Here is a 20,966-nt window from a genome sequence, read left to right on the forward strand (position 1 = left end):
ACCAAGAAAAACTCATGAAGCTTCAGTTTCTCCAGACCCTGGTCGCGGTGCTGCGGCACGGCTCCTTCGCGGCAGCGGCGAAGGAAGTGAACCTCACGGCCAGCGCCGTGAGCCTGCAGATGCAGCAACTCGAGGCCTACTTCGGCCAGCCGCTCTTCGACCGCTCGGCACGGCAGGTACGGCCCACGGCTTTCGCGGCCGAGGTCGCGGGCACGATGCAGCAGACCCTCGATGCGCTCAAGGCGCTGCGGCTGCGCGAGGACTCGGTGGTCTCGGGCCGCATTCGCCTGGGCACCATCGAGTCGGCGCAGGTCAGCCTGCTGCCGACGGCGATGCAGGTGCTGCACGACCGGGCGCCCGCGCTGGAATTCGAGATCACCCGCGGGGTTTCTGCCGCGCTGCTGGACGACGTGAAGGCGGGCCGACTCGACACGGCGGTTCTGGTGCGGCCGAAGTCCGGCGGCTCGAGCCGGCTGAAATGGTTTCCGCTGGCGACCGAAACCTTCGTGATGATCGCGCCGCCGCATGCACGGCGCGGCTCGCCGGTCGAGATGCTCCGGCGACACAACTGGATCCGGCTCGACCGCGTCACCACCGGCGGCCACATCGCGGCGCAGTACGTCAACCGCATCGCGCCGCGCACGCGCTGCACCTTCGACCTGCCCGGCACCGACGCGGTGGCGGCGATGGTGTCTGCCGGGCTCGGCGTCTCGGTCGTGCCGGCCCTGCGCCAGGAAGTGCTGCAGGCCTATCCGATGCTGCAGATCCCGCTCGGCAAGGACGCACCGGTGCGCCACATCGCGATGGTGTGCCGCCCCGCCGATGCGGAAAGCAGGCGCGTGCAGGCCGTGCTGGAAGCCTTCGAGATCGCAGTGCGCCGGCGCCATCAGAAGCCGTAGAGCGCCTGCGGGTTGTCGACCAGCACGCGTTGCCGCAACGCGGCGTCGCGCACCCAGCCGCCGATGCGGTCGAGCAGTGCGGCGTCGTCCGGCTTCACGGTCTTCTCGGTGGGATGGGGCCAGTCGCTGCCCCACAGCAGCCGCTCAGGCGCGTGCGCGAGCAGGGCCTCGGCCACGCGTGCGCGGCTGTCCTCGGTGCCCGACACGTCGTCGAGATAGGGCGCCGAGAGCTTCACCCATGCGCGGCCACGATCGAGCAGGCGGCGCACCACGGCGAAGGCAGGGTGCGCGGGTCCTTCGGGATGCGGCATCCGCGCCAGATGGTCGAACACGATCGAGCAGGGAATTCGATCGAGCAGGTCGGTGTGCGCCGCGATCTGGTCCGCGCGCCAGTGCAGTTGCACGTGCCAGCCCAGAGGCTCGATGCGGCGGGCGAGTGGCTCCACCATGTCGAAGCCCGTGACCGCGGTCGCCGGGTCGAAGAGCGTGAAGCGGATGCCGCGAACGCCGCCTTCGTCCAGCGTGCGCAAGGTGGCGTCGTCCACGTCCGGATGCAGCACGCCAACGCCGCGCGCGTCGGCCGCGCCGAGTTGCCGGATTGCATCGAGCGTGACGCTGTTGTCGGTGCCGTAGACCGTCGGCGTCACCACCACGGTGCGTGTCGTGCCGAGGCGGGCCTGCACGCGCCGGTAGTCGCTTGCGCAGGCCTGCGCGAGCACGCGTCCCGGGTCGCCGATCGACGGAAATCGCCCGTCGTAGATGTGGATGTGCGAGTCGCAGGCCAGCGCTGGCACCGCCAGCGCCGGTGGCGCGGTGCCGGTGGTGTGGGGAATCGTTTCGTCCTGCGTCATCGCTTCGCTTCGGCTTGTTGTTCGACGATCTGGCGCACATGCTCGCCGATCGCGAGGGAAGCGGTCAGCCCCGGAGACTCGATGCCGAACAGGTTGACCAAACCTGCGACGCCGTGCTGACTCCCGCCCTGGATCACGAAGTCGGTCGCCGTGTTGTGCATCGATGATCCCGGTCCCGCGAGGCGAGGGCGGATGCCGGTGTAGCCGGGCTGCAGGTCGTCGTCGCGCAGGCCGGGGTAGTAGCGGCGGATCGCGTCACGGAAGGCCGGTGCGCGTGATGCGTCGAATCGATAGTCCACGCCGTCGCGCCATCCGAGGTCGGGACCGAACTTGCATTGCCCGCCCAGGTCGATCGTGACGTGCGCGCGCAGGGCGCCTTCGCGGCCGGTCGGGTAGACGAGACGGTTGAAGGGCGACTTGCGACCCAGCGTGAAGTAGTGGCCGACGGCGAAATGCAGCGGCGGAATCAATGTGGCCGGCATGCCCGCGATGGCGCCCGCAACGCGCTGCGCGCCGAGGCCGGCAGCGTTGATCACGTTCCTGCAGCGCAGGCGCGTGTCTGCCGATGCGCCGACCTGCAGCACGATGCCGTCGGCGGTGGCTTCACCCGCCACGACGGGGCTGCGCAGCGCCAGGGTCGCGCCATGCCGCTCGGCATCGCCGAGGTAGCCGAGCATCAGGCCGTGGCTGTCGACGATGCCGGTGGAGGGCGAATGCAGCGCACCGACGCAGCGCACCTCGGGCTCCATGGCGTGGGCTTCTGCCGCATCGATGAGTCGCAGGTCCGTCACGCCGTGCGCCGAACCTAACTCGATGTAGCGGCCCAGTTCGGGCAGCTCGGATTCATGCGTCGCCACGATGAGCTTGCCGATGCGCCGGTGGCCGATGCCGCGCTCGGCGCAATAGGCGTAGAGCTCTGCTTTGCCCTCAACGCACAAGCGTCCCTTGAGCGAACCCGGCGCATAGGAAATGCCGGCGTGGATCACCTCGGAATTGCGCGCGCTGGTGTGCGTGCCGATGGCGCCCTCGGCTTCGAGGATGACCACCTCGCGGCCGGCCATCGCGAGTGCGCGTGCGATGGCGAGCCCCACGACGCCTGCGCCGATCACCGCGCAATCGATCTCGTCCATCAGGCCGGACCCTTGGCACTTGCGTTGGCGCCCGGATCACCGAGCGCCAGTCTTTCGTTGTGCTGGCCCAGCGTCGGCGCCGCGAACGGCTCGGGGCCGGGCGTGCGGCTGAAGGCGACGGCGCGCGTGAAGCCGCGGTAGCTGCCCAGCGTCGGATGCGCGAAGTTCGCGACCATGTCCTCGGCCTCCACCTGCGGGAAGTCGAACATGTCCTCCACCGTGCGCGCCGCGGCGCACGGCACTTCCTCCCCGAAGATGCGCTCCCATTCGATCGCGCTGTGCGCGGACAGCGCGGCGTGCAGCAGGGGCACGATCTCCTCGTGGTGCTGCGCGCGCTTGCGCACGCTGTCATAGCGTTCCGAGAGCAGCGACTGCAGGCCCGTTTTCTCGCACAGTGCGCGCCAGAAGTGCGGCGTGTTCGCCGAGATGTAAAGATGGCCTTCGCGCGTGGGATGGATGCCGGTGATGCCGCCCGAGCGCATGTCGCGCCCGACCTCGCGCGGCTCGCCCTCGGCCCAGACCAGGCGCGCGGACTGCATCGCGAGCGCGGAGCGCAGCAGCGAGACGCCGACCTGCTGGCCGACGCCGCTCTTCTCGCGCTCGTAGAGCGCCGACGCGACGCCGGCCGCCACCAGCGCCGCGGCGTAGTAGTCGACGACCGAGCCGTAGAGGATCTGCGGTGGCTGGCCCGGCTGTGCCTGCATCGCGCACATGCCGGTCATGGTCTGCAGCACCTGGTCGTAGCCCGCCTTGTCCTTCAGTGGCCCGGACTCCCCGTAGCCGGTGACGGTGCAATAGATGAGTCGTGGATTGATCGCCTTCAGCGTCTCGTAGTCGATGCCCAGGCGCGCGGGCACGCTGGGCCTGAAGTTGTGGACCAGCACGTCGGCGTCGCGCACGAGCGCGCGCAAGGCATCGAGGTCCGCGGGCTGCTTGAGGTCGAGCACCACGCCGAGCTTGCTGCGGTTCACGCCCAGGAAGGCGCGGCTCTCGGCCTCCAGCGTGGAGGGGTACTTGCGCAGGTTGTCGCCCGCGGGCGGCTCGATCTTGATGACTTCGGCGCCCTGATCCGCCAACAGAGAGCAGCCGTAGGGTCCGGCGATGTAGGCGCTCAGGTCGAGCACGCGCAGGCCGGTGAGCGGGCCCGCAGCCATGGCGTGGCCGGTTGTCGAATCGTTCATGGCACCAGTCCCAGCCGCCGCGCGCTCGCCACGATGGCCCGGGCGCGCGCCTCGAAAGGTGCGTCGATCATGCGGCCGTCCACGACATAGGCGCCGACGCCGCCGGCCGTCGCCGCGTCGGCCGCCTCCACCACTTTCAGCGAATGCGCGATTTCGGCATCGGTCGGCCGGAAGGCCTCGTTCGCGAGCGCGACCTGGCTCGGATGGATGCAGCTCTTGCCGAGGAAGCCCATGCGCCGCGAGAGCGCGGCTTCCTCGCGAAATCCGTCGACGTCGCGCACGTTCGCGAAGGCGCTGTCGTAGGCATAGACGCCCGCCTCGCCGGCCGCCATGCGCACGGCGAACATGGCCTGCCGCACGGCGGAGGCTTCGCGCCGGTCGATGCCGAGCGGCTCGAAGAGGTCGCCCAGGCCCATCTGCAGGCCCACCACGCGCGGATGCGCGGCGGCGAGCGCGGCGGCCGCGCGCAGCGCCTTCGGTGTCTCGATGTTGAGCAGCAGGCCGATCGGCGTGACGACGCCGTTGTCGCGCTCGGCGCGGTCGAGGGCTTCGGCGGCGGCCTGCACGTCGGCCGGGCTTTCGGGCTTGGGCAGGTTGATCACGTGCACGCCGGGTTGCGCGACGGCGGCGACGTCGGCGGCGAAGTGCGGCGTGTCGAGGCCGTTCACGCGAACGATCCAGGTCTTGCCGCCCGTGGCGCCGCCGCCCTGGAGAAAGCCGCGCACCGCATCGCGTGCCTCGGCCTTGCGGGCCTCGACCACGGCGTCTTCCAGGTCCAGGCAGATTCCGTCCGCATCGCTCGCAGCGGCCTTGGCGAAAAGCTCGGGGCGCGACCCCGGCACGAAGAGCTTGCTTCTCATGCCAGCTTCGCCCGTGGATCGTGGCGCGCCAGGCGGCCGAGCAGGTGATCGACTTCGGCGCGCGCGGCCGGCGTCAGGACGGCTGCGGGCTTGCGCTGCGCAGCCGAGGTGAGAAGTCCCCGGCGCTGCAGCACGTACTTGCGCACGGCCAGCCCGACGCCCGGCTGCTGTTCGTAGCGCAGGAGCGGAAGATGGGCGTCGAAGAGGTCGTGCGCCTCCTCGCGCTGGCCGGCGGCCGAGAGCCGAACGACGTCGCACAGCATGTCGGGGAAGGCGTAGCCGGTGTTGGCGCCGTCCGCGCCACGCTCCATCTCGTAGTCGAGGAAGAGGCCGTTGTTGCCGCACAGGATCGGCAGGCGCCGCATCGAGCCATCCTTCTCGAAGGCCCGCAGCGCCGAGATCTTCTCGAGGCCCGGCCAGTCCTCGTGCTTCAGCATCGCGCACGAGGGAATGTCGGAGACGATGCGGCGGATCACCCCGGGCGTCATCTGGACCGAGAAGGTGAGTGGGTAGTCCTGCAGCACGAAGGGCACGTCGGCGCCGATGGCGTCGGCCGCCTGTTTGAAGTAGCCGACGATCTGGTCGTCGGTGCGCAAGGTGTTGGGCGGCGCGATCATCACGCCGGCCGCGCCGTGTTCCATCACCTCGTGCGTCAGCGCCCGCATGGCCGCGAAGCCGGGCGCCGAGACGCCAACGACCACCGGCAGGTTCGGCGCGCGGCGGATCATCTGCCGCGCGACTTCGACGCTTTCCTGGTGCTCCAGCTTGGGCGCCTCGCCGAGTTGGCCGAGAACGGTGATGCCCGTGGCGCCGCACTGCAGGTAGAAGTCCGTCAGGCGGTCGATGGATGCGGTGTCGATGCGGCCGTCGTCGAAGAACGGCGTGGGGGCGATGGGGTAGACGCCGCGGGCGTCGCTGGGCAGTCGCATGGTGGCTCTCCTGTGAGAGCGCAGTGTGCCCCCGCGTGAGGGAGTCGAGCACAAGAAAAACTTGGGAATCGAATAACAAAACTTCGTCAAAGAGGCCGACAGTTGTTCTTAGGATCGTCCGCAACACCGAATATGGAGACAAGCATGCCCGTTTCATTCCTCACCTCCCGGCGCCACGCGATCTCGGTTATCGCCGCGATCGCCGCCCTCGCGCTGCAACCTGCCGCCTTCGCGCAGGGCGATGCCTTCCCCGGCAAGCCGATCACGATCGTGGTGGGCAGCGCAGCGGGCGGCTCGAACGACGTGTTCGCACGCGCCATCGGCAAGCGCCTGTCGGATTCGCTCGGCCAGCCGGTCGTGATCGACAACAAGCCGGCCGGCGGCGGCGTGATCGCCAACGCTACGGTGGCGCGCGCGCCGGCCGATGGCTACACGCTGGTGGTGCTTTCTTCCACCTTCACCACCGGCGCCGCCATCCGCACCAACCTCAACTACGACGCCGTCAAGGACTTCAAGCCGGTCGCGATGCTGGCCAAGGGGCCGCTGCTGGTCACGGTGAACAAGGACTCGCCCTACAAGACCATCCAGGATCTGGTGGCCGCGGCCAAGGCGAACCCTGGCAAGCTGAACTACGGCACCTCGGGCGCGGGCAGCATCAACCACTTCGCGACCGAGTTGTTCGCGGGCGCGGCGGGCATCAAGATGACCCACGTCCCCTACAAGGGCATGGGCCCGGCGACCACCGACCTGCTGGGCGGTCAGATCGACGTGCTGGTGGCGAGCGCGCCCTCGATCCTCACGCAGGTGCGCGGCGGCAAGGCGCGCGCGCTGGCGGTCACAACTGCGGCGCGTTCGCCGGTCGCGCCGGAACTCGTGTCGCTCGAGGAGTCGGGCTACAGGGGCAGCGCGCTCGACCTCTGGTGGGGTGTGCTGGCGCCGGCGGGCACGCCGCAAGCGGTGGTGGACAAGCTCAATGCCGAGATCAACAAGCACATCCAGTCGAGCGAGATGAAGGCCTTCTTCATCAAGGAAGGCGCGGAGCCGGCACCGATGAAGCCCGACGAGTTCGCGAAGTTCATCGCGGTCGAGATCGAGCGCTGGAAGGGCGTGGCCAAGGCCGCCGACATCCGGCCGGAGTGAGCCGCTCCGGGCGTTGGTGCGCCGCACCAAACCGGAGACTCGTGCGCCAGAACGGCGCACGCCTTTCGTTCTGACAGTCGGACGGGGACTGATTTCGGTGCCGAGCCGGGCCAAAGAGCCCCGGATCTGCATGGCACGGAGATTGCGTTATCTCCGTCACTGCTCCGTGGCGCTGATGCCGCGGGGCGGTGCCTCCGCTAATGACGGCGGGAGTCGAGCGAACCGAAAGCAATGACGCTGGCGGTTCGCCTGTTCCAACCCGATTCGCATCCGTTCCACGCGGGGGCACCACTGCAACAGGCTGATTGGCAGCCTGTCCGGTGGCCTGTACCCCGTCACGAGACCGGGTGTGTGCAGGACCCGAAATGAAGATTGCAGTGATTGGCCACGGTATGGTGGGCCACAAGTTCCTCGAGCAACTCCACGAGCTCGGCGTCGTGGATGCGGAAGTCACGGTGCTGTGCGAGGAGCCTCGGCCCGCGTACGACCGCGTTCATCTGTCCGAATTCTTCTCCGGCAAGACCGCCGAAGACCTCTCGCTCGTCGAGCCAGGTTTCTTCGAGCGCACCGGCTACACGCTGAGGCTGGCTGCCAAGGCGGTCGCCATCGAGCGGCGCGACAACACCATCACCACCGCCGACGGCGAAGTGTTGCACTACGACAAGCTGGTGTTGGCCACGGGCTCCTTCCCCTTCGTGCCGGCGGTGCCGGGCCGCGACCGGCCCCACTGCTTTGTCTATCGGACCATCGAAGATCTGGAAGCCATGAAGGCCTGCGGCGCCCGCTCCAAGACGGGCGTGGTCGTCGGCGGTGGCCTCCTGGGCCTTGAATGCGCCAAGGCGCTGCGCGACATGGGTCTGGAAACCCATGTCGTCGAATTCGCGCCGCGGCTGATGGCCGTGCAGGTGGACGAGGGCGGCGGGCGGGCGCTGCGCAACAGCATCGAGGCCCTGGGCGTGCACGTGCACACCGGCCGCAACACGGTGGAAATCGTCGATGGCGCGACGGCACGGCACCGCATGGTCTTCACCGACGGCACCCACCTGGAGACCGACATGATCGTGTTCTCCGCCGGCATCCGCCCCCGCGACGAACTGGCGCGCCAATGCGTGCTCGCGGTCGGGCCGCGCGGTGGCGTGGCGGTGGACAGCCACTGCCGCACGAGCGACCACGACGTCTATGCGATCGGCGAATGCGCCTCGTGGAACGAGCAGACCTTCGGTCTCGTCGCGCCGGGCTACGACATGGCCCGCGTGGCCGCGAAGCACATCGCCGGGCAGGGCGACGCGGCCTTCACCGGCGCCGACATGAGCACCAAGCTCAAGCTCATGGGCGTGGACGTGGCGAGCATCGGCGACGCGCACGGCAAGACCCCGAAGTCGCGCTCCTACCAGTACATCAACGAGCACAAGCAGATCTACAAGAAGATCGTCGTCAGCGAAGACGGCAAGCAACTGCTTGGCGCGGTGCTGGTCGGCGATGCCGCCGAGTACGGCACCCTGCTGCAGATGGCCCTCAATGGCATCACGCTGCCGGCCGATCCGGAGTTCCTGATCCTGCCGTCGAGCGACGGCAAGGCGAAGCCAGGCCTCGGCGTGGACTCGCTGCCCGACAGCGCGCAGATCTGTTCGTGCAACAGCGTCACCAAGGGCCAGATCTGCGCGGCGGTCGGGGAGGGCGCATGCACCGTCGCCGAGCTCAAGGCCTGCACCAAGGCCGGCGCCACCTGCGGCGGCTGCGTTCCGCTGGTCGGCCAGGTGATGAAGGCGGAAATGGCCAAGCGCGGGCTGGCGGTCAACAACCATCTCTGTGAGCACTTCGCATACTCGCGCCAGGAGCTGTACCACCTGGTTCGCGTCGGCGAGATCAGGAGCTTCGACGACCTGCTGGCCAAGCACGGCAAGGGCCTGGGCTGCGACATCTGCAAGCCCACGGCTGCGAGCATCTTCGCGTCGTGCTGGAACGAATTCGTCCTCAAGAAGGGCCTGGCGGGGCTGCAGGACAGCAACGACTACTTCCTCGGCAACATCCAGAAGGACGGCAGCTACTCGGTCGTGCCGCGCATGCCCGGCGGCGAGGTCACTCCCGAAGGGCTGATCGCCGTGGGACAGGTGGCGAAGAAGTACGGTCTCTACACCAAGATCACTGGCGGCCAGCGCGTGGACCTCTTCGGCGCACGCGTGGAGCAACTGCCGTCGATCTGGGAAGAGCTGATCGCCGCCGGCTTCGAATCCGGCCATGCCTACGGCAAGTCGCTGCGCACGGTGAAGAGCTGTGTCGGTTCGACCTGGTGTCGCTACGGCGTGGACGACAGCGTGGGCCTCGCCGTCGAACTGGAGAACCGCTACAAGGGCTTGCGCGCACCGCACAAGATCAAGTTCGGCGTGTCGGGCTGCACCCGCGAATGCGCGGAAGCGCAAGGCAAGGACGTCGGCATCATCGCCACCGACAAGGGCTGGAATCTCTACGTGTGCGGCAACGGCGGCATGAAGCCGCGCCACGCCGAGTTGATCGCCACGGACCTCGACAAGGCCGGGTTGATTCGCCTGATCGACCGCTTCCTGATGTTCTATGTGCGCACGGCGGACCGCCTGCAGCGCACCAGCACGTGGCGCGAGAGCCTCGAAGGCGGGCTGGACTACCTGAAGGGCGTGCTCATCCAGGACACCCTCGGACTGGGCGCTGAACTCGAAGCCCAGATGCAGCACGTGGTCGACACCTACCAGTGCGAGTGGAAGACCGCGGTGACCGACCCGGCCACGCGACAGCGCTTCCGCTCCTTCGTCAACAGCGAGAAGCCGGACGAGCACATCGTGTTCGTGGAGGAGCGCGGCCAGCGTCGGCCCGCCCGCGTGGAAGAACGCGCCGAAGCTGCCACCGACGTGGCCAGCGTCTGAACGCCCCGAGGACATTCCAGATGACCACAGAAACTCTCCATTGGACGGCGGTCTGCGCCGCCAGCGACATCCTGCCGAACACCGGCGTGTGCGCCCTCGTCGACGGCGTGCATGTCGCCATCTTCCGCGTCGGCCAGGATCAGGAGCTCTACGCCATCGACAACGTGGACCCCAGGGCGCAGGCCAGCGTGCTCTCGCGCGGACTGGTCGGCAGCATGGGCGACCGGATCGTCGTCGCCTCGCCGCTCTACAAGAACCACTTCGACCTGCGCAACGGCGAATGCCTGGAAGCGCCCGAGCACTCCGTGCGGGCGCATGCCGTGCGATTGCACGAGGGCCGCGTGCTCGTCGCGCTCGCCTGATCCTCGCCAGGCCTTCGACGGCTTCACTGCTTCTCCTTCTTCTTCTCTTTCAAGTCCCCAAGGAATCCCATGGCCTACCTAGCTCCCGCCGAGTTCGTCACCAAGATGGTCGACGCCGGCGAATCCAAGCTCCTGATGTCCACCCGCGACACGCTGATTCGCTCCTACATGGCCGGTGCCATCCTGGCGCTGGCGGCGGCCTTCGCCGTCACCGTCAGCGTCAACACGGGCAATGCGCTGGTCGGCGCGATGCTCTTCCCGGTGGGCTTCATCATGCTGTACCTGATGGGCTTCGACCTGCTGACCGGCGTCTTCACGCTCGTGCCGCTGGCCGTGCTGGACAAGCGCCCCGGCGCCACCTGGCGCGGCTGCTTCCGCAACTGGGGGCTGGTGTTCGTCGGCAACTTCGCGGGCGCGCTGACGGTCGCGGTGTTCATGGCGGTCATCTTCACCTTCGGGTTCAGCGAGGCTCCCAATGCGGTCGGCGAGAAGCTCGGTCATATCGGCGAAGGCCGGACGCTGGGCTATGCCGCTCACGGCGCCGCCGGCATGCTGACGCTGTTCATCCGTGGCGTGATGTGCAACTGGATGGTGTCCACCGGCGTGGTCGCCGCGATGATGTCCACCACGGTGTCAGGCAAGGCCATCGGCATGTGGATGCCCGTGATGATCTTCTTCTACATGGGCTTCGAGCATTCGATCGTCAACATGTTCCTGTTCCCCACCGGCTTGCTGCTGGGCGGCAAGTTCACCCTGATGGACTACTTGATCTGGAACGAGATCCCGACGGTGCTGGGGAACCTGGTCGGCGGCTTGACCTTCGTCGGCTTGACGCTGTACTCGACCCACTACAAGACGGCGCCCAAGCGCGCCCTGAGCTGAGCGGCAGCTTGCAAAAAGCCTTGCGCGTGACCCTCGGCCAGCATTCGCTGGCCGGGCCCGGTTCGGTCAACCAGGACTTCCACGGCGCCATGCTGCCGGAGGGGTCGCTGCGAAACTCCAAGGGCATCGCGGTCGCGCTCGCCGACGGGATCGGCTCCAGCCGCGTGAGCCAGGTGGCGAGCGCCGCGGCGGTGCGCGGCTTTCTCGACGACTATTACGCAACCTCCGATGCCTGGTCGGTGCGCCGCTCGGCCCGGCGGGTGCTGAGCGCCACGAACTCGTGGCTGCACGCCCAGACGATGCGCAGCGACGCGCGCTTCGACAAGGACAGCGGCTACGTGTGCACCTTCAGCGCGCTGATCCTCAAGGGTCGGGACGTGCATCTGCTGCATGTCGGCGATGCGCGAATCCTTCGCCTGCACCCCAACGCCCTGGAACAACTGACGGAAGACCACCGCATTCACCTCTCGTCGGCCGAGTCGTACCTGGGGCGCGCGCTGGGAGCGGGCCCCCATGTGGAGATCGACTACCGCTGCTGGGAGGCGGAAGTCGGCGAGGTCTACGTGCTGGCCACCGACGGCGCCTACGCGCATCTCGACGCCGAAGCGGTGCACCATGCGCTTGCCCGATGCGGCGATGACTTCGATGAGGCCGCCCGCCTGCTGGCGGCTGCAGCGCATGCGAAGGGCGGCGACGACGACAGCACCGTCCAGCTCCTGCGCATCGATCAACTCCCGGCGGCGGACGTGGCGCAATTGCAGCTGCAGCGCGAGGGCCTGGCAATTCCCCCACCGCTGGCGCCGCGGGCCAGCTTCGAGGGCTTCGCGCTCGTCCGCGAACTGCACGTCAGCTCGCGCAGCCATGTGCACCTGGCCGTCGACGAGGCGACCGGGCAGCAGGTGGTGCTGAAGCTGCCTTCGGTCGACTTGCGCGACGACCCGGACTACCTGGACCGCTTCGTTCTCGAAGAATGGGTGGCGCGGCGCATCGACAGCATCCACGTGCTCAAGGCCAGCCCGATCGACCGGGCGCGCGGCCACCTGTACGTCGCGATGGAATACATCGACGGCCAGACGCTGGCGCAATGGATGGTCGACCATCCCGCGCCTGCGCTGGACAGCGTGCGCAGCATCGTCGAGCAGTTGGCCAAGGGGCTGCAGGCGCTTCACGGCAAGGAGATGCTGCACCAGGACATCCGCCCCGAGAACGTGATGATCGACCGCACCGGCACCGTCAAGATCATCGATCTCGCATCGACGCATGTGGCGGGTCTGGTCGACGGCGCGCGCGAGAGCCGTGCACTCGCCATCGAGGGCACCTTGCAGTACACCGCGCCGGAGTACTTCGCCGGTCATGGTGGCAGCGCACGATCGGATCTGTTCTCGCTGGCGGTCATGGCCTACCAGATGCTCACGAAGCAGTTGCCGTACGGCCTGCATGTCTCGCGGGTCCGGTCCAGCGCAGACACGCATCGCCTGCGCTACGTGCCGGTGCGCCACTTCCGGCCCGACCTGCCCGAGTGGGTCGATGCCGTGCTGCAGAAGGCGTTGCACCCGGACCCGGTCAAGCGGCAGGAAGCGGTGTCCGAGTTCGTGCACGACCTCCGAGTACCGGGGCAGGAGTTCCTTCGTCCGAGGCTGCCGCCCCTGATCGAACGGCATCCTGTGCTCTTCTGGCAGTGCACGACCGTGCTGCTGGCCGCGGCCGTGCTGTTGCTGCTGGGGCTGCGCTTCGCCGGGCAGTGACCCGGCAGGCCCGGGCGGTCAGCTCGGATGCAACTCAGCGTCACGAGGAACGAGGCCGTCTCGAGCGCGGGTTCTACCAGGTCACGCGCGAACCCGAATCCGTTGCGCAGTACGACGCGGTCACGTTGCCGGCTGCGTCGATGATCTGTCCCGCGATCGTGCCCGTGTAGCTGTTGCCGTCCGCGGACAAGGTTCGGGTGACCTTGGCCTTCTGCGTGCCGGCGAGCGTGCCGTCCGGGTTGAACCGCATGAACACAAGCGTCAAGGTGTAGTCGCTTCCGGACTCGCGCTTCCAGGTTCCGAATGCAGAGCCCTGCGAGGTCGGAGGGCGGGAGTTGTCGAACGAGGCCGTGCCGCCTGCGTTGAACATGCCGAATCCCTTGAAGCTGGCCAACGCTGCGCCGGTGTTGCAGTCCTTGCCGGTCGCCGTCGAGTCCCACACGCCGACGATCGGGTCTGGCGCGACGATCGTTTCGCCCGCTGCAAAGGCGTTGCCGAAGCCACCTCCGCCGCCGCCGCAGGCCTGGATCATCAGCATGGTTGTCGCGACCGATGCGCTGACAAGCGTGAATGTGTAGAGCGCTTGAGACTTGGCCATGAGGGACTCCAGGAGTTGGATGGGGTGCCTTCACCATGGCGGCATTCGGCGCGACCGTCATTCAGCAAGCTTGAAAGATTCCTGAAAAAGCCTGAAATTCGGCCATGACCGACCCAGACGCCTACGAGTTCGGCGGGTTCGTACTGCAGCCGGCTCAGCGGCGGGTGCTGCGCGGCGATGGCACGTCGGTCGAACTCACGCCGCGCCTGTTCAGTGCGCTCCTCTTCTTTGTGGAGCATCCGGGCGACCTGCTCTCCAAGGAAGTCCTGTTGCAGTCGCTCTGGCCAGGACTGGTCGTCGAGGAGAACAATCTCAGCCAGGTGGTGGCGGGCTTGCGGCGGGCCTTGGGTGACGACGCTCAAGGCCGCCGCTTCATCCAGACCGTGCCGCGGCACGGATTCCGTTTCGTTGCACCTGTGACGAGGCCCGTCGCGCTGCCAAGGAAGATCGCTCCGAACGAGAGTACCGCGGCGTCTCCCGATCCGGCGCCTGCGGATACGTGGCACCGCCGCCCATTGCTCCTTACTCTCGGCGCGGGTGCGGCCGTTGCACTCGGCGGAGCGGGCTGGTGGGCCTCGCGCCATCCGCTGCGGGTTGCCCGCTCGACCGCCACGCTCGCGGTGCTGCCTTTCAAGCCGCTCGCGGCAGAAGGCCGGGATGAGTTGCTTGAACTCGGCATGGCCGACAGCTTGATCTCCAGGCTTTCCACTGTGCCGGGCCTGGTCGTGCGGTCGACCGGTTCGGTGCGGCAGTATGCAGGTCCCATGCAAGACCCGGTGCGCGCCGCAAGGGAGCTCGAGGTGAGCTGGATCGTCGACGGCTCGCTGCAGCGGCGCGGCGAGTGGTTGCGCACCACGGCCCGGCTGCTGCATGCGTTCGACGGCGTGGCCGCATGGAGCGGGAGCTTCGACGAGAAGTTCACCAACGTCTTCGACGTTCAGGACCAAATCTCGAACAGGGTGATGCAGGCTCTGTTGCCCGTGCTGCATGCGGGACTGGGTACCCCTCCGAGACCTCTCGACATCGGCGGCACGCGCGACAAGGATGCCTATCAACTCTACCTGGCGGCCCGATGGCGGGCGCAGGGAGGACGGGCTCGAGAGGTCGAGAAGGGCCTGGCGCTGCTCAACCAGGCCATCAGCATCGATCCCTCCTATGCGATGGCCTGGGTGGAGCTGTCCCAGGTCCATCGGCGCAAGTTGTGGAACTCCGATGGTTTGGCCTCCGAGGTGTTCGAGCCCGCCGATGCTGCGTTGCGGCGAGCGCTGCAGTTGGTCCCGAATTTGGCGGAGGGCCATGCCGGCCTGGGCTTCAGCCGCTTCTGGTTCGACTTCGATTGGCCCGGCGCCGAACAGGCATTTCGGCGCGCGCTGACCCTCAATCCCAATACTGCGACCGCGCATTGGGGTCTGGCACTGCTGCTCCTGAGCCAAGGCCGCCTCGCCGACGGATTCGTCCACTTGCGAGCAGCGCGCTCGCTCGACCCGATGTCCCCGGTCTACAACACGCTGGAGGCGGGCCTTCTCTGCGCCGACGGGCAGTTGGAAGCAGCGCGCATGCGCCTGAACCGTTCGCTGGACATTTCGCCCGATCTTTGGCTGACCCATCTCGCTGCGGGCTTGCTACACCTGGCTGCACAGCGCCCGGAACAAGGCATCGCCGCCATCCGACGCGCCGTGGCGTTGGCCGACGGCACGACCCGGCCCCGGTCAGTGCTCGGAGTGCAACTGGCGCGCCTCGGAGAGATCGAAGAGGTTCGATCGATACAGCGGCAGCTGTTGACCGAATCCAGAGAGCGCCACGTCGCCCCGACCACCATTGCATCGTTGCATGCGGCATTGGGTGAAGTGGAGCCGGCCCTCGCGGCACTGGAGCAGGGCTTCAGGTTGCGGGAGACACGGATGGTGTTTCTCAAGGACGATCCGCATTGGACGAGCCTGCGCGCCGAGCCGCGCTTCGTGGCGCTGATGAAAGCCCTCAAGCTGGATCGCTACGGACCCGGCCTGTCGCCGATCTGAGCTTGCCCGCCAAGAACATTGTTGCGATTCCGCCGAAGGCCCCGATGCGCTTCGCGGCATACTCGAAGTGGTCACAACTCACCCCTGAATCCTTCCGAATGGACAAAGAAGTCGTCCCCGCAGTCCTTGCGGTCATCAATGAAAAGCGCCTGCTCGGCGAGAAGCGCACCCCCGTCGAGATCATTGCCAAGATGGGCGTGTTCGAGGCCCGCGAAAAAGCGTCCGAGCAAGCCTGGCTGGCCACGGGCGACAACATCATCGCCACCATCTGGGCGGAGTTCGTCAGCATCGGAGCCGGCGGGCGCTGGTTCTGTCTCGAATCCCTGGATACGCATCACCGCATCGGCGGCGGCGACCGGAGCGCCCTTCAAATCCAGCGTGCCAAGGATCGACTCCAACTGCTCAAGCGGGCGCTGGACGCGGGGCAGGGGGTGAGGGCCGTACTGCAGACGAACCGCGTTGCCATTGCCGACATGGAGACCGACAGGGCTGCCAGGGTGTCGACGCGAGTGCCGGACGACGAGGAATGGCACATTGCCACATGGGATGCCGATCAGAAGATGGCGATCCTGGTTCGCGGTCCCCGCGGCTGGCTGCCGACGGAAGAAGAGATCAAAGCCGCACGGGCGCGGGGCAATATTCCCGTTGTGGCACAAGCGGGCCCATCCGGCCAACTGTCCCCGGAAGACGTGCAGGCGGCCGCGATGGACTACGTCACGCGTCACTTCGCGGGCTACGGATACAAGGCCGAGAACGTCGCGAATCAGAAGCTCGGCTATGACATCGAGGTGTCGGACAAGAAGGGCAACACCTTGCTCAAGCTCGCGGTGAAGGGAACCGCTCCTGGAATGGCCAGTTTTCAGCTCACAAGCGACGAGCGCTCTTGTGCCAAGCGGGGAGATCCGTGGCGGCTTGCGGTGGTCACCGACGCCGTCGGCCCTGCGGCGCAGCACAAGCTCTACAAGCCTGCCGAGATCGACCAGGCGCCCGGGCTCGAACCGCTCCTTCAATAGCACCGCGATCTCACCACAGGACGGCCCATGAAACGACGCTCCCTCCTTGGCTTGCTGGCCGCGGTGCCGCTGGCCCAGTCCCTGACGGCTCGCGCGGCGACGCAGGTTCAGGTCTACAAGAATCCCAGTTGCGGGTGCTGCACGGCGTGGGTCGACCACCTCAAGGCGGCTGGCTTCGCGGTGTCGGTGACCGAAACCGACGACACCGGACCCCTGCGCAAGCGCCTGGGCGTGCCGAACCGCCTGGCCGGCTGCCACACGGGCGTCGTCGAGGGCTACGCGCTCGAAGGACACGTGCCTGCGGCGGAGGTTAAGCGCCTGCTGGCATTGAAGCCGAATGCCGTGGGGCTGGCTGTCCCGGGCATGCCGGTCGGTTCGCCCGGCATGGAATACGGCGACCGCAAGGAGTCGTACCAGGTCATCCTCATAGGGCGCAACGCCCGCGACACGGTGTTTGCCAGCTATCCCCAGTGACCTGACCCGGAATCCTGGGGCTGAGACGCCCCCCTTCCGACACGGCTGGAACCTACAGCCGGATGGGCACCAGACCGACCGAGCCGACGGAATAGCCGTCTATCCTCGGGGCAGCTTTTGTTCGCCGTCCATGAGGTATCCATGCCCCCCAATGCTCAAGTCGTCGCAAAGGTCGAACAACGCGCCGGGGACGGGTCGACGACCGGCAACGCAGAGTCGCACGCCTTGTTGAAGATGGGCGTTCCCGGTCTGGACGACATCCTCGGCGGCGGGTTGACGCCGCACCGTCTCTATCTGCTGGAAGGTGCGCCCGGCGCGGGCAAGACCACCGTCGCGATTCAGTTCCTGCGCGAAGGCGCCGCGCGCGGCGAGGCGGTGCTGTACGTCACGCTGTCGGAGACCAAGGCCGAGCTCGACGGCGTGGCCCGCTCGCATGGCTGGGACATGCGGGGCATCGAGGTGCGCGAGATGCTGCCGCCGCAGGACGCGCTCGAGCCGGACGAGCAGTACACGATGTTCCACCCCTCCGAAGTCGAACTGAGCGAGACCACGCTGCGCATCCTCGCGGACGTCGACGTCATCAAGCCAACGAGAGTGGTGTTCGACTCGCTGTCGGAACTGCGACTGCTGGCGGCCGGCTCCTTGCGCTACCGGCGGCAGATCCTCGCGCTCAAGCAGTTTTTCACCGGTCGTCTGTGCACGGTGTTGCTGCTCGACGACCTCACCGCGACGGAGCAGGATCTTCAGGTGCAGAGCATCGCGCACGCCGTCATCCGGCTGGAGCAGCTGAACCCCGACTATGGCGCGGCGCGGCGGCGGCTCGTGGTCACCAAGTACCGCGGGAAGGAATTTCGTGGCGGGTTCCACGACTACAAGATCGCTCGTGGTGGCCTGCAGGTGTTTCCCCGGCTCGTCGCGGCGGAGCACACCACAACATTGCTGCAGACGCGCATTCCCAGTGACCTGCCTGCGCTCGACGAACTTCTCGGCGGCGGTCTGGAAAAGGGCACCAGCACGCTTTTCGTGGGTGCGCCCGGCACCGGCAAGTCCAGTGTCTCGGTGCAATTCGCCATCGCGGCCGCCCGGCGCGGCGAATGCGCGGCCCTGTTCATCTTCGACGAGAGCATCAACACGCTGCGCACGCGTTGCGAAGGGATGGGGATGGACATCGGGCCGCACATGGATTCGGGGCACATCCGTGTGCGTCAGGTCGATCCTGCGGAGCTGTCGCCGGGCGAGTTCGTCCACGAGATACGCTCCGCCGTCGAGGAGCACGGCGCGACGGTGATCGTGATCGACAGCCTCAACGGCTATCTCAACGCCATGCCGGACGAGCGCTTTCTCATCGCGCAGCTGCATGAGCTGCTGACCTATCTCGGGCAGAACGGAGTCGCCACCATGCTGGTCGGAGCGCAGCACGGGCTGATCGGCATGCAGATGCAGACGCCGGTCGATGCGAGCTACCTGGCCGATGCGGTGGTGCTGCTGCGCTACTACGAGTTCGAAGGCGAGGTGCGGCAGGCGATCTCGGTGCTCAAGAAGCGCGGGGGCGCACATGAGCGCACGATCCGCGCGTTTTCGCTGACCTCCGAGGGCGTGAAGGTCGGGGCGCCGCTGCGCAATTTCCGCGGCATTCTCACGGGGATCCCGGTACCGATCGACGGGGTTCGTTCGCCATCGTGAGCGAGGTGCCTTCCGAGCTGGAGTACCGCATCCTGCTGCGGACGGCGACTTCGAGGGACGCCATGATGGCGAGCGCCGTGCTGCAGCGCGCACAGTTCGACCCGGCCATCTGCGCCGACATGGCTGACCTGTTGCGCGAGATGTCTGTCGGTGCCGGTGCCGTCATGCTGGCTGAGGAAGTGATCGCCGGGCCGGCCATGGCGGAGCTGAAAGTCGCGCTGGCTTCGCAGGGGCCATGGTCCGACTTGCCCGTGATCGTGCTGGCGCGACAGGGGGCGGACTCGCGGGCCATCGCGGACGTGATGGACGAGTTCGCGAACGTCACCGTCATCGAGCGACCGATGCGTGTGGCGTCCCTGGTGAGCGCGGTGCGCACCGCCTTGCGCTCGCGCCGCCGGCAGTATGAGTTGCGCAGGCTGCTGGACAGCTTGCGCGACGCTGACCAGCGCAAGACCGAGTTTCTAGCCACGCTGGCGCACGAGCTTCGCAACCCGCTGGCGCCTTTGAGCACTGCCTTGTCGCTTCTGGCGCGCAAGAAGCCGTCGGCGGAGGAGTCCGTCAAGTACTACGAGTTGATGGGCCGCCAGGTCGAGCACATGGTCCGCCTGGTGAACGACCTGATGGAGGTTTCGCGCATCACGCGCGGAAAGATCGAGCTGCAGATGCGCCCCGTGCTGCTCGACGCGGTGATCGACGACGCGATCGAGCTGAGCCGGCCGCTGGTCGAACGGGCCGGCCACACGCTGTCCGTCGAGCTGGGCGCCGAACCGCTCGTCATGCGCGGCGACGCGGTGCGCCTGACCCAGGTGTTTTCGAATCTGCTGAACAACGCGGCCAAGTACACGCCATCGGGCGGGCGCATCACGGTCGTCGCGCGCCAGCTCGACCGGCATGCGGTGGTCGAGGTGGGCGACACGGGCACGGGCCTGTCGCCGGACATGCTCAAGTCCATCTTCGACATGTTCGTGCAGGTGAGCGGAACGTCGAAGGCGGCGCAGGGCGGGCTTGGCATCGGCCTCACCCTGGTGAAGAGCCTGGTCGAGCTGCACGGCGGCAGCGTGGAGGCGGCGAGCGAGGGCCTGGGCCAGGGCGCGACCTTCACTGTGCGCCTCCCCTTGGCGAAGACCACTTCGCCGGCCAGGCCGCGCGCGATCGCGTCGCAGGACGGGTGGGCGCCTTCGATCGAAGGCGTGGTCCTCGTCGTCGACGACAACCGCGACGCAGCCGATAGCCTGGCCGAACTGCTGGGAACGATGGGCGCCGCCACCCTGGTCGCGTATGGAGGGGAGGAAGCGCTGCAACTCGCGAGGTCGAACGACATCGACATCGCCGTGCTCGACATCGGCATGCCCGGCATGGACGGCTGCGACCTGGCAGGGCATCTTCGAGCCGAACCCGGCGGCGCGCAGATGATGCTCATCGCGCTGACGGGTTGGGGCCAGCAGGGCTACAAGGAACGGATCGCGTCGGCGGGTTTCGACCACCATCTGCTGAAGCCCCTGAGCCTGCCGGAGTTGATGGCGGCGCTCAGAGGCGGGTGAACCGCAGTCTCGCGCCCCCGGCGAGCCGATCAATTGAGCCGCTGCCCGCCGGCCGCATCGAAGAGGTGCGCCTCGCCGTGGCTCCCGCTACTTCAGCTTGGCGTCTTCCTGCTTGGCTTCGGCCATGGCCTCGGGCTCCAGTTCTTCCGCGTAGCGGTTGAGCCGCACGAAGATGCCCCATCCGGCCAGGATCACCCCGACGGAGCACAACGTCGCGGCCGCGTAGAGGAGGAGCGAAGGCGCTTCACGCGCCTTGAACGTCGCAACCAGCGCTTCGACCGCGACCGCCACGACGATCACGACCATGAAGCGCGAGAGGAATCTGCGCACGCGAGTGGGGGCGCTGATGTGCGCATCGCGGATGACCTCCTCTTCCGCGATGGTCTGGGAGATCTGCAAGGCGACTACCGCCGCCGCCAGCAGCCCCATGGCCTCGATGATGGATTCGGCCGCCGAGGCGTCGAGCCCGCCGGCGAACGCCGTCCAGGCCACGCGCGCGGCGATCACGATCAGCATGAGCGCCGCCATGGCGAAAAGGGCCGCCATGAACGCATGGACCGCCGAATAGAGGCCGAGGAGCAGTTTCATGGTCGCAGATGGTAGGGGGCAGAGCGCTCTTTAGGCCCTTTGTTTTCAATCTGTAGTCCCCCGCCTACGCATCAAAGTGCCGGGCTCCGACAAGTCGCCTGGGGGTGAACTCCCTAGGCCGGAATACGATCTTTCGCCGCAGGGGGCTCGGACTGCGAAGGAGGGGGCGCGTAAC

Annotated in this window: 18 protein-coding genes; 11 read left to right on the plus strand and 7 right to left on the minus strand. The window is 67.5% G+C overall.

Annotated features, from left to right (window positions below; translation table 11 throughout):
- The first annotated feature begins 14 nt into the window (after nt 1-14).
- Nucleotides 15-899: a LysR family transcriptional regulator gene (locus QTI24_RS02875; RefSeq protein WP_286598199.1), complete on the plus strand. Its 885-nt coding sequence runs from the start codon at nt 15-17 to the stop codon at nt 897-899.
- Here QTI24_RS02875 and QTI24_RS02880 read toward each other — a convergent pair.
- The 5 genes from QTI24_RS02880 to QTI24_RS02900 are packed head-to-tail and all read right to left on the minus strand — an operon-like array spanning nt 887 to nt 5,850.
- Nucleotides 887-1,750 carry an amidohydrolase family protein gene (locus QTI24_RS02880; protein WP_286598200.1) on the minus strand — a complete coding sequence of 288 codons (864 nt, stop codon included), beginning with the start codon at nt 1,748-1,750 and terminating at the stop codon, nt 887-889. The two genes, QTI24_RS02875 and QTI24_RS02880, sit on opposite strands and share 13 nt — an antisense overlap.
- Nucleotides 1,747-2,880: an NAD(P)/FAD-dependent oxidoreductase gene (locus QTI24_RS02885; protein ID WP_286598201.1), complete on the minus strand. Its 1,134-nt coding sequence runs from the start codon at nt 2,878-2,880 to the stop codon at nt 1,747-1,749. The genes QTI24_RS02880 and QTI24_RS02885 overlap by 4 nt, the downstream gene beginning before the upstream one ends.
- A complete protein-coding gene (locus QTI24_RS02890) occupies nt 2,880-4,061 on the minus strand; it encodes a CoA transferase (protein WP_286598202.1) in 1,182 nt (393 codons plus the stop codon). Before QTI24_RS02890 ends, QTI24_RS02885 begins: the two co-directional genes overlap by 1 nt.
- Nucleotides 4,058-4,921, minus strand: coding sequence for an HpcH/HpaI aldolase/citrate lyase family protein (locus QTI24_RS02895; RefSeq protein WP_286598204.1), 864 nt, complete (start codon nt 4,919-4,921; stop codon nt 4,058-4,060). Before QTI24_RS02895 ends, QTI24_RS02890 begins: the two co-directional genes overlap by 4 nt.
- Entirely contained in the window at nt 4,918-5,850 is a 933-nt protein-coding gene (locus QTI24_RS02900) for a dihydrodipicolinate synthase family protein (RefSeq protein WP_286598206.1), read from the minus strand. The genes QTI24_RS02895 and QTI24_RS02900 overlap by 4 nt, the downstream gene beginning before the upstream one ends.
- 144 nt (nt 5,851-5,994) lie before the next feature.
- On the opposite strand from QTI24_RS02900, the gene QTI24_RS02905 reads away from it, so the two are divergent.
- The 5 genes from QTI24_RS02905 to QTI24_RS02925 all read left to right on the plus strand — a co-directional run bounded on the left by QTI24_RS02905 (nt 5,995) and on the right by QTI24_RS02925 (nt 12,876).
- Nucleotides 5,995-6,990: a tripartite tricarboxylate transporter substrate binding protein gene (locus QTI24_RS02905; RefSeq protein WP_286598207.1), complete on the plus strand. Its 996-nt coding sequence runs from the start codon at nt 5,995-5,997 to the stop codon at nt 6,988-6,990.
- A gap of 365 nt (nt 6,991-7,355) precedes the next feature.
- Entirely contained in the window at nt 7,356-9,887 is a 2,532-nt protein-coding gene (gene nirB, locus QTI24_RS02910) for a nitrite reductase large subunit NirB (protein WP_286598209.1), read from the plus strand.
- A gap of 20 nt (nt 9,888-9,907) precedes the next feature.
- Nucleotides 9,908-10,249, plus strand: a complete 342-nt coding sequence (nirD, locus tag QTI24_RS02915) for a nitrite reductase small subunit NirD (protein ID WP_286598211.1) — start codon at nt 9,908-9,910, stop codon at nt 10,247-10,249.
- 69 nt (nt 10,250-10,318) lie between these two features.
- Nucleotides 10,319-11,131, plus strand: coding sequence for a formate/nitrite transporter family protein (locus QTI24_RS02920; protein WP_286598213.1), 813 nt, complete (start codon nt 10,319-10,321; stop codon nt 11,129-11,131).
- Nucleotides 11,132-11,139: 8 nt separating this feature from the next.
- The gene (locus tag QTI24_RS02925; protein WP_286598214.1) at nt 11,140-12,876 is read left to right on the plus strand and encodes a bifunctional protein-serine/threonine kinase/phosphatase; all 1,737 of its coding nucleotides are present in this window, start codon (nt 11,140-11,142) and stop codon (nt 12,874-12,876) included.
- Nucleotides 12,877-12,949: 73 nt separating this feature from the next.
- Here the strand turns inward: QTI24_RS02925 and QTI24_RS02930 are convergent, their stop codons facing one another.
- Nucleotides 12,950-13,474 carry a hypothetical protein gene (locus QTI24_RS02930; RefSeq protein WP_286598215.1) on the minus strand — a complete coding sequence of 175 codons (525 nt, stop codon included), beginning with the start codon at nt 13,472-13,474 and terminating at the stop codon, nt 12,950-12,952.
- Between the two features lie 104 nt (nt 13,475-13,578).
- Here QTI24_RS02930 and QTI24_RS02935 point away from each other — a divergent pair, with 104 nt between their 5' ends.
- The 5 genes from QTI24_RS02935 to QTI24_RS02955 all read left to right on the plus strand — a co-directional run bounded on the left by QTI24_RS02935 (nt 13,579) and on the right by QTI24_RS02955 (nt 20,203).
- Nucleotides 13,579-15,492, plus strand: coding sequence for a winged helix-turn-helix domain-containing protein (locus QTI24_RS02935; RefSeq protein ID WP_286598216.1), 1,914 nt, complete (start codon nt 13,579-13,581; stop codon nt 15,490-15,492).
- A 98-nt stretch (nt 15,493-15,590) separates the two neighbouring features.
- Nucleotides 15,591-16,505 carry a protein NO VEIN domain-containing protein gene (locus tag QTI24_RS02940; protein WP_286598217.1) on the plus strand — a complete coding sequence of 305 codons (915 nt, stop codon included), beginning with the start codon at nt 15,591-15,593 and terminating at the stop codon, nt 16,503-16,505.
- A gap of 27 nt (nt 16,506-16,532) precedes the next feature.
- Nucleotides 16,533-16,979, plus strand: a complete 447-nt coding sequence (locus QTI24_RS02945; protein ID WP_286598218.1) for a DUF411 domain-containing protein — start codon at nt 16,533-16,535, stop codon at nt 16,977-16,979.
- A 234-nt stretch (nt 16,980-17,213) separates the two neighbouring features.
- Entirely contained in the window at nt 17,214-18,662 is a 1,449-nt protein-coding gene (locus tag QTI24_RS02950) for an ATPase domain-containing protein (protein WP_286599250.1), read from the plus strand.
- Nucleotides 18,659-20,203: a hybrid sensor histidine kinase/response regulator gene (locus tag QTI24_RS02955; protein WP_286598219.1), complete on the plus strand. Its 1,545-nt coding sequence runs from the start codon at nt 18,659-18,661 to the stop codon at nt 20,201-20,203. Before QTI24_RS02950 ends, QTI24_RS02955 begins: the two co-directional genes overlap by 4 nt.
- Nucleotides 20,204-20,290: 87 nt before the next feature.
- Here the strand turns inward: QTI24_RS02955 and QTI24_RS02960 are convergent, their stop codons facing one another.
- Nucleotides 20,291-20,791, minus strand: a complete 501-nt coding sequence (locus QTI24_RS02960) for a hypothetical protein (protein WP_286598220.1) — start codon at nt 20,789-20,791, stop codon at nt 20,291-20,293.
- Between the last annotated feature and the right edge of the window lie 175 nt (nt 20,792-20,966).

It is taken from the genome of Variovorax sp. J22P240 (assembly GCF_030316855.1).
Lineage (GTDB): Bacteria > Pseudomonadota > Gammaproteobacteria > Burkholderiales > Burkholderiaceae_C > Variovorax.

Bases quoted from the DNA above. Each gene is read 5' to 3' on its own strand.
- QTI24_RS02875 (WP_286598199.1), top strand. From the start codon at position 15: ATGAAGCTTCAGTTTCTCCAGACCCTGGTCGCGGTGCTGCGGCACGGC.
- QTI24_RS02880 (WP_286598200.1), bottom strand. From the start codon at position 1,750: ATGACGCAGGACGAAACGATTCCCCACACCACCGGCACCGCGCCACCG.
- QTI24_RS02885 (WP_286598201.1), bottom strand. From the start codon at position 2,880: ATGGACGAGATCGATTGCGCGGTGATCGGCGCAGGCGTCGTGGGGCTC.
- QTI24_RS02890 (WP_286598202.1), bottom strand. From the start codon at position 4,061: ATGAACGATTCGACAACCGGCCACGCCATGGCTGCGGGCCCGCTCACC.
- QTI24_RS02895 (WP_286598204.1), bottom strand. From the start codon at position 4,921: ATGAGAAGCAAGCTCTTCGTGCCGGGGTCGCGCCCCGAGCTTTTCGCC.
- QTI24_RS02900 (WP_286598206.1), bottom strand. From the start codon at position 5,850: ATGCGACTGCCCAGCGACGCCCGCGGCGTCTACCCCATCGCCCCCACG.
- QTI24_RS02905 (WP_286598207.1), top strand. From the start codon at position 5,995: ATGCCCGTTTCATTCCTCACCTCCCGGCGCCACGCGATCTCGGTTATC.
- nirB (WP_286598209.1), top strand. From the start codon at position 7,356: ATGAAGATTGCAGTGATTGGCCACGGTATGGTGGGCCACAAGTTCCTC.
- nirD (WP_286598211.1), top strand. From the start codon at position 9,908: ATGACCACAGAAACTCTCCATTGGACGGCGGTCTGCGCCGCCAGCGAC.
- QTI24_RS02920 (WP_286598213.1), top strand. From the start codon at position 10,319: ATGGCCTACCTAGCTCCCGCCGAGTTCGTCACCAAGATGGTCGACGCC.
- QTI24_RS02930 (WP_286598215.1), bottom strand. From the start codon at position 13,474: ATGGCCAAGTCTCAAGCGCTCTACACATTCACGCTTGTCAGCGCATCG.
- QTI24_RS02935 (WP_286598216.1), top strand. From the start codon at position 13,579: ATGACCGACCCAGACGCCTACGAGTTCGGCGGGTTCGTACTGCAGCCG.
- QTI24_RS02940 (WP_286598217.1), top strand. From the start codon at position 15,591: ATGGACAAAGAAGTCGTCCCCGCAGTCCTTGCGGTCATCAATGAAAAG.
- QTI24_RS02945 (WP_286598218.1), top strand. From the start codon at position 16,533: ATGAAACGACGCTCCCTCCTTGGCTTGCTGGCCGCGGTGCCGCTGGCC.
- QTI24_RS02950 (WP_286599250.1), top strand. From the start codon at position 17,214: ATGGGCGTTCCCGGTCTGGACGACATCCTCGGCGGCGGGTTGACGCCG.
- QTI24_RS02960 (WP_286598220.1), bottom strand. From the start codon at position 20,791: ATGAAACTGCTCCTCGGCCTCTATTCGGCGGTCCATGCGTTCATGGCG.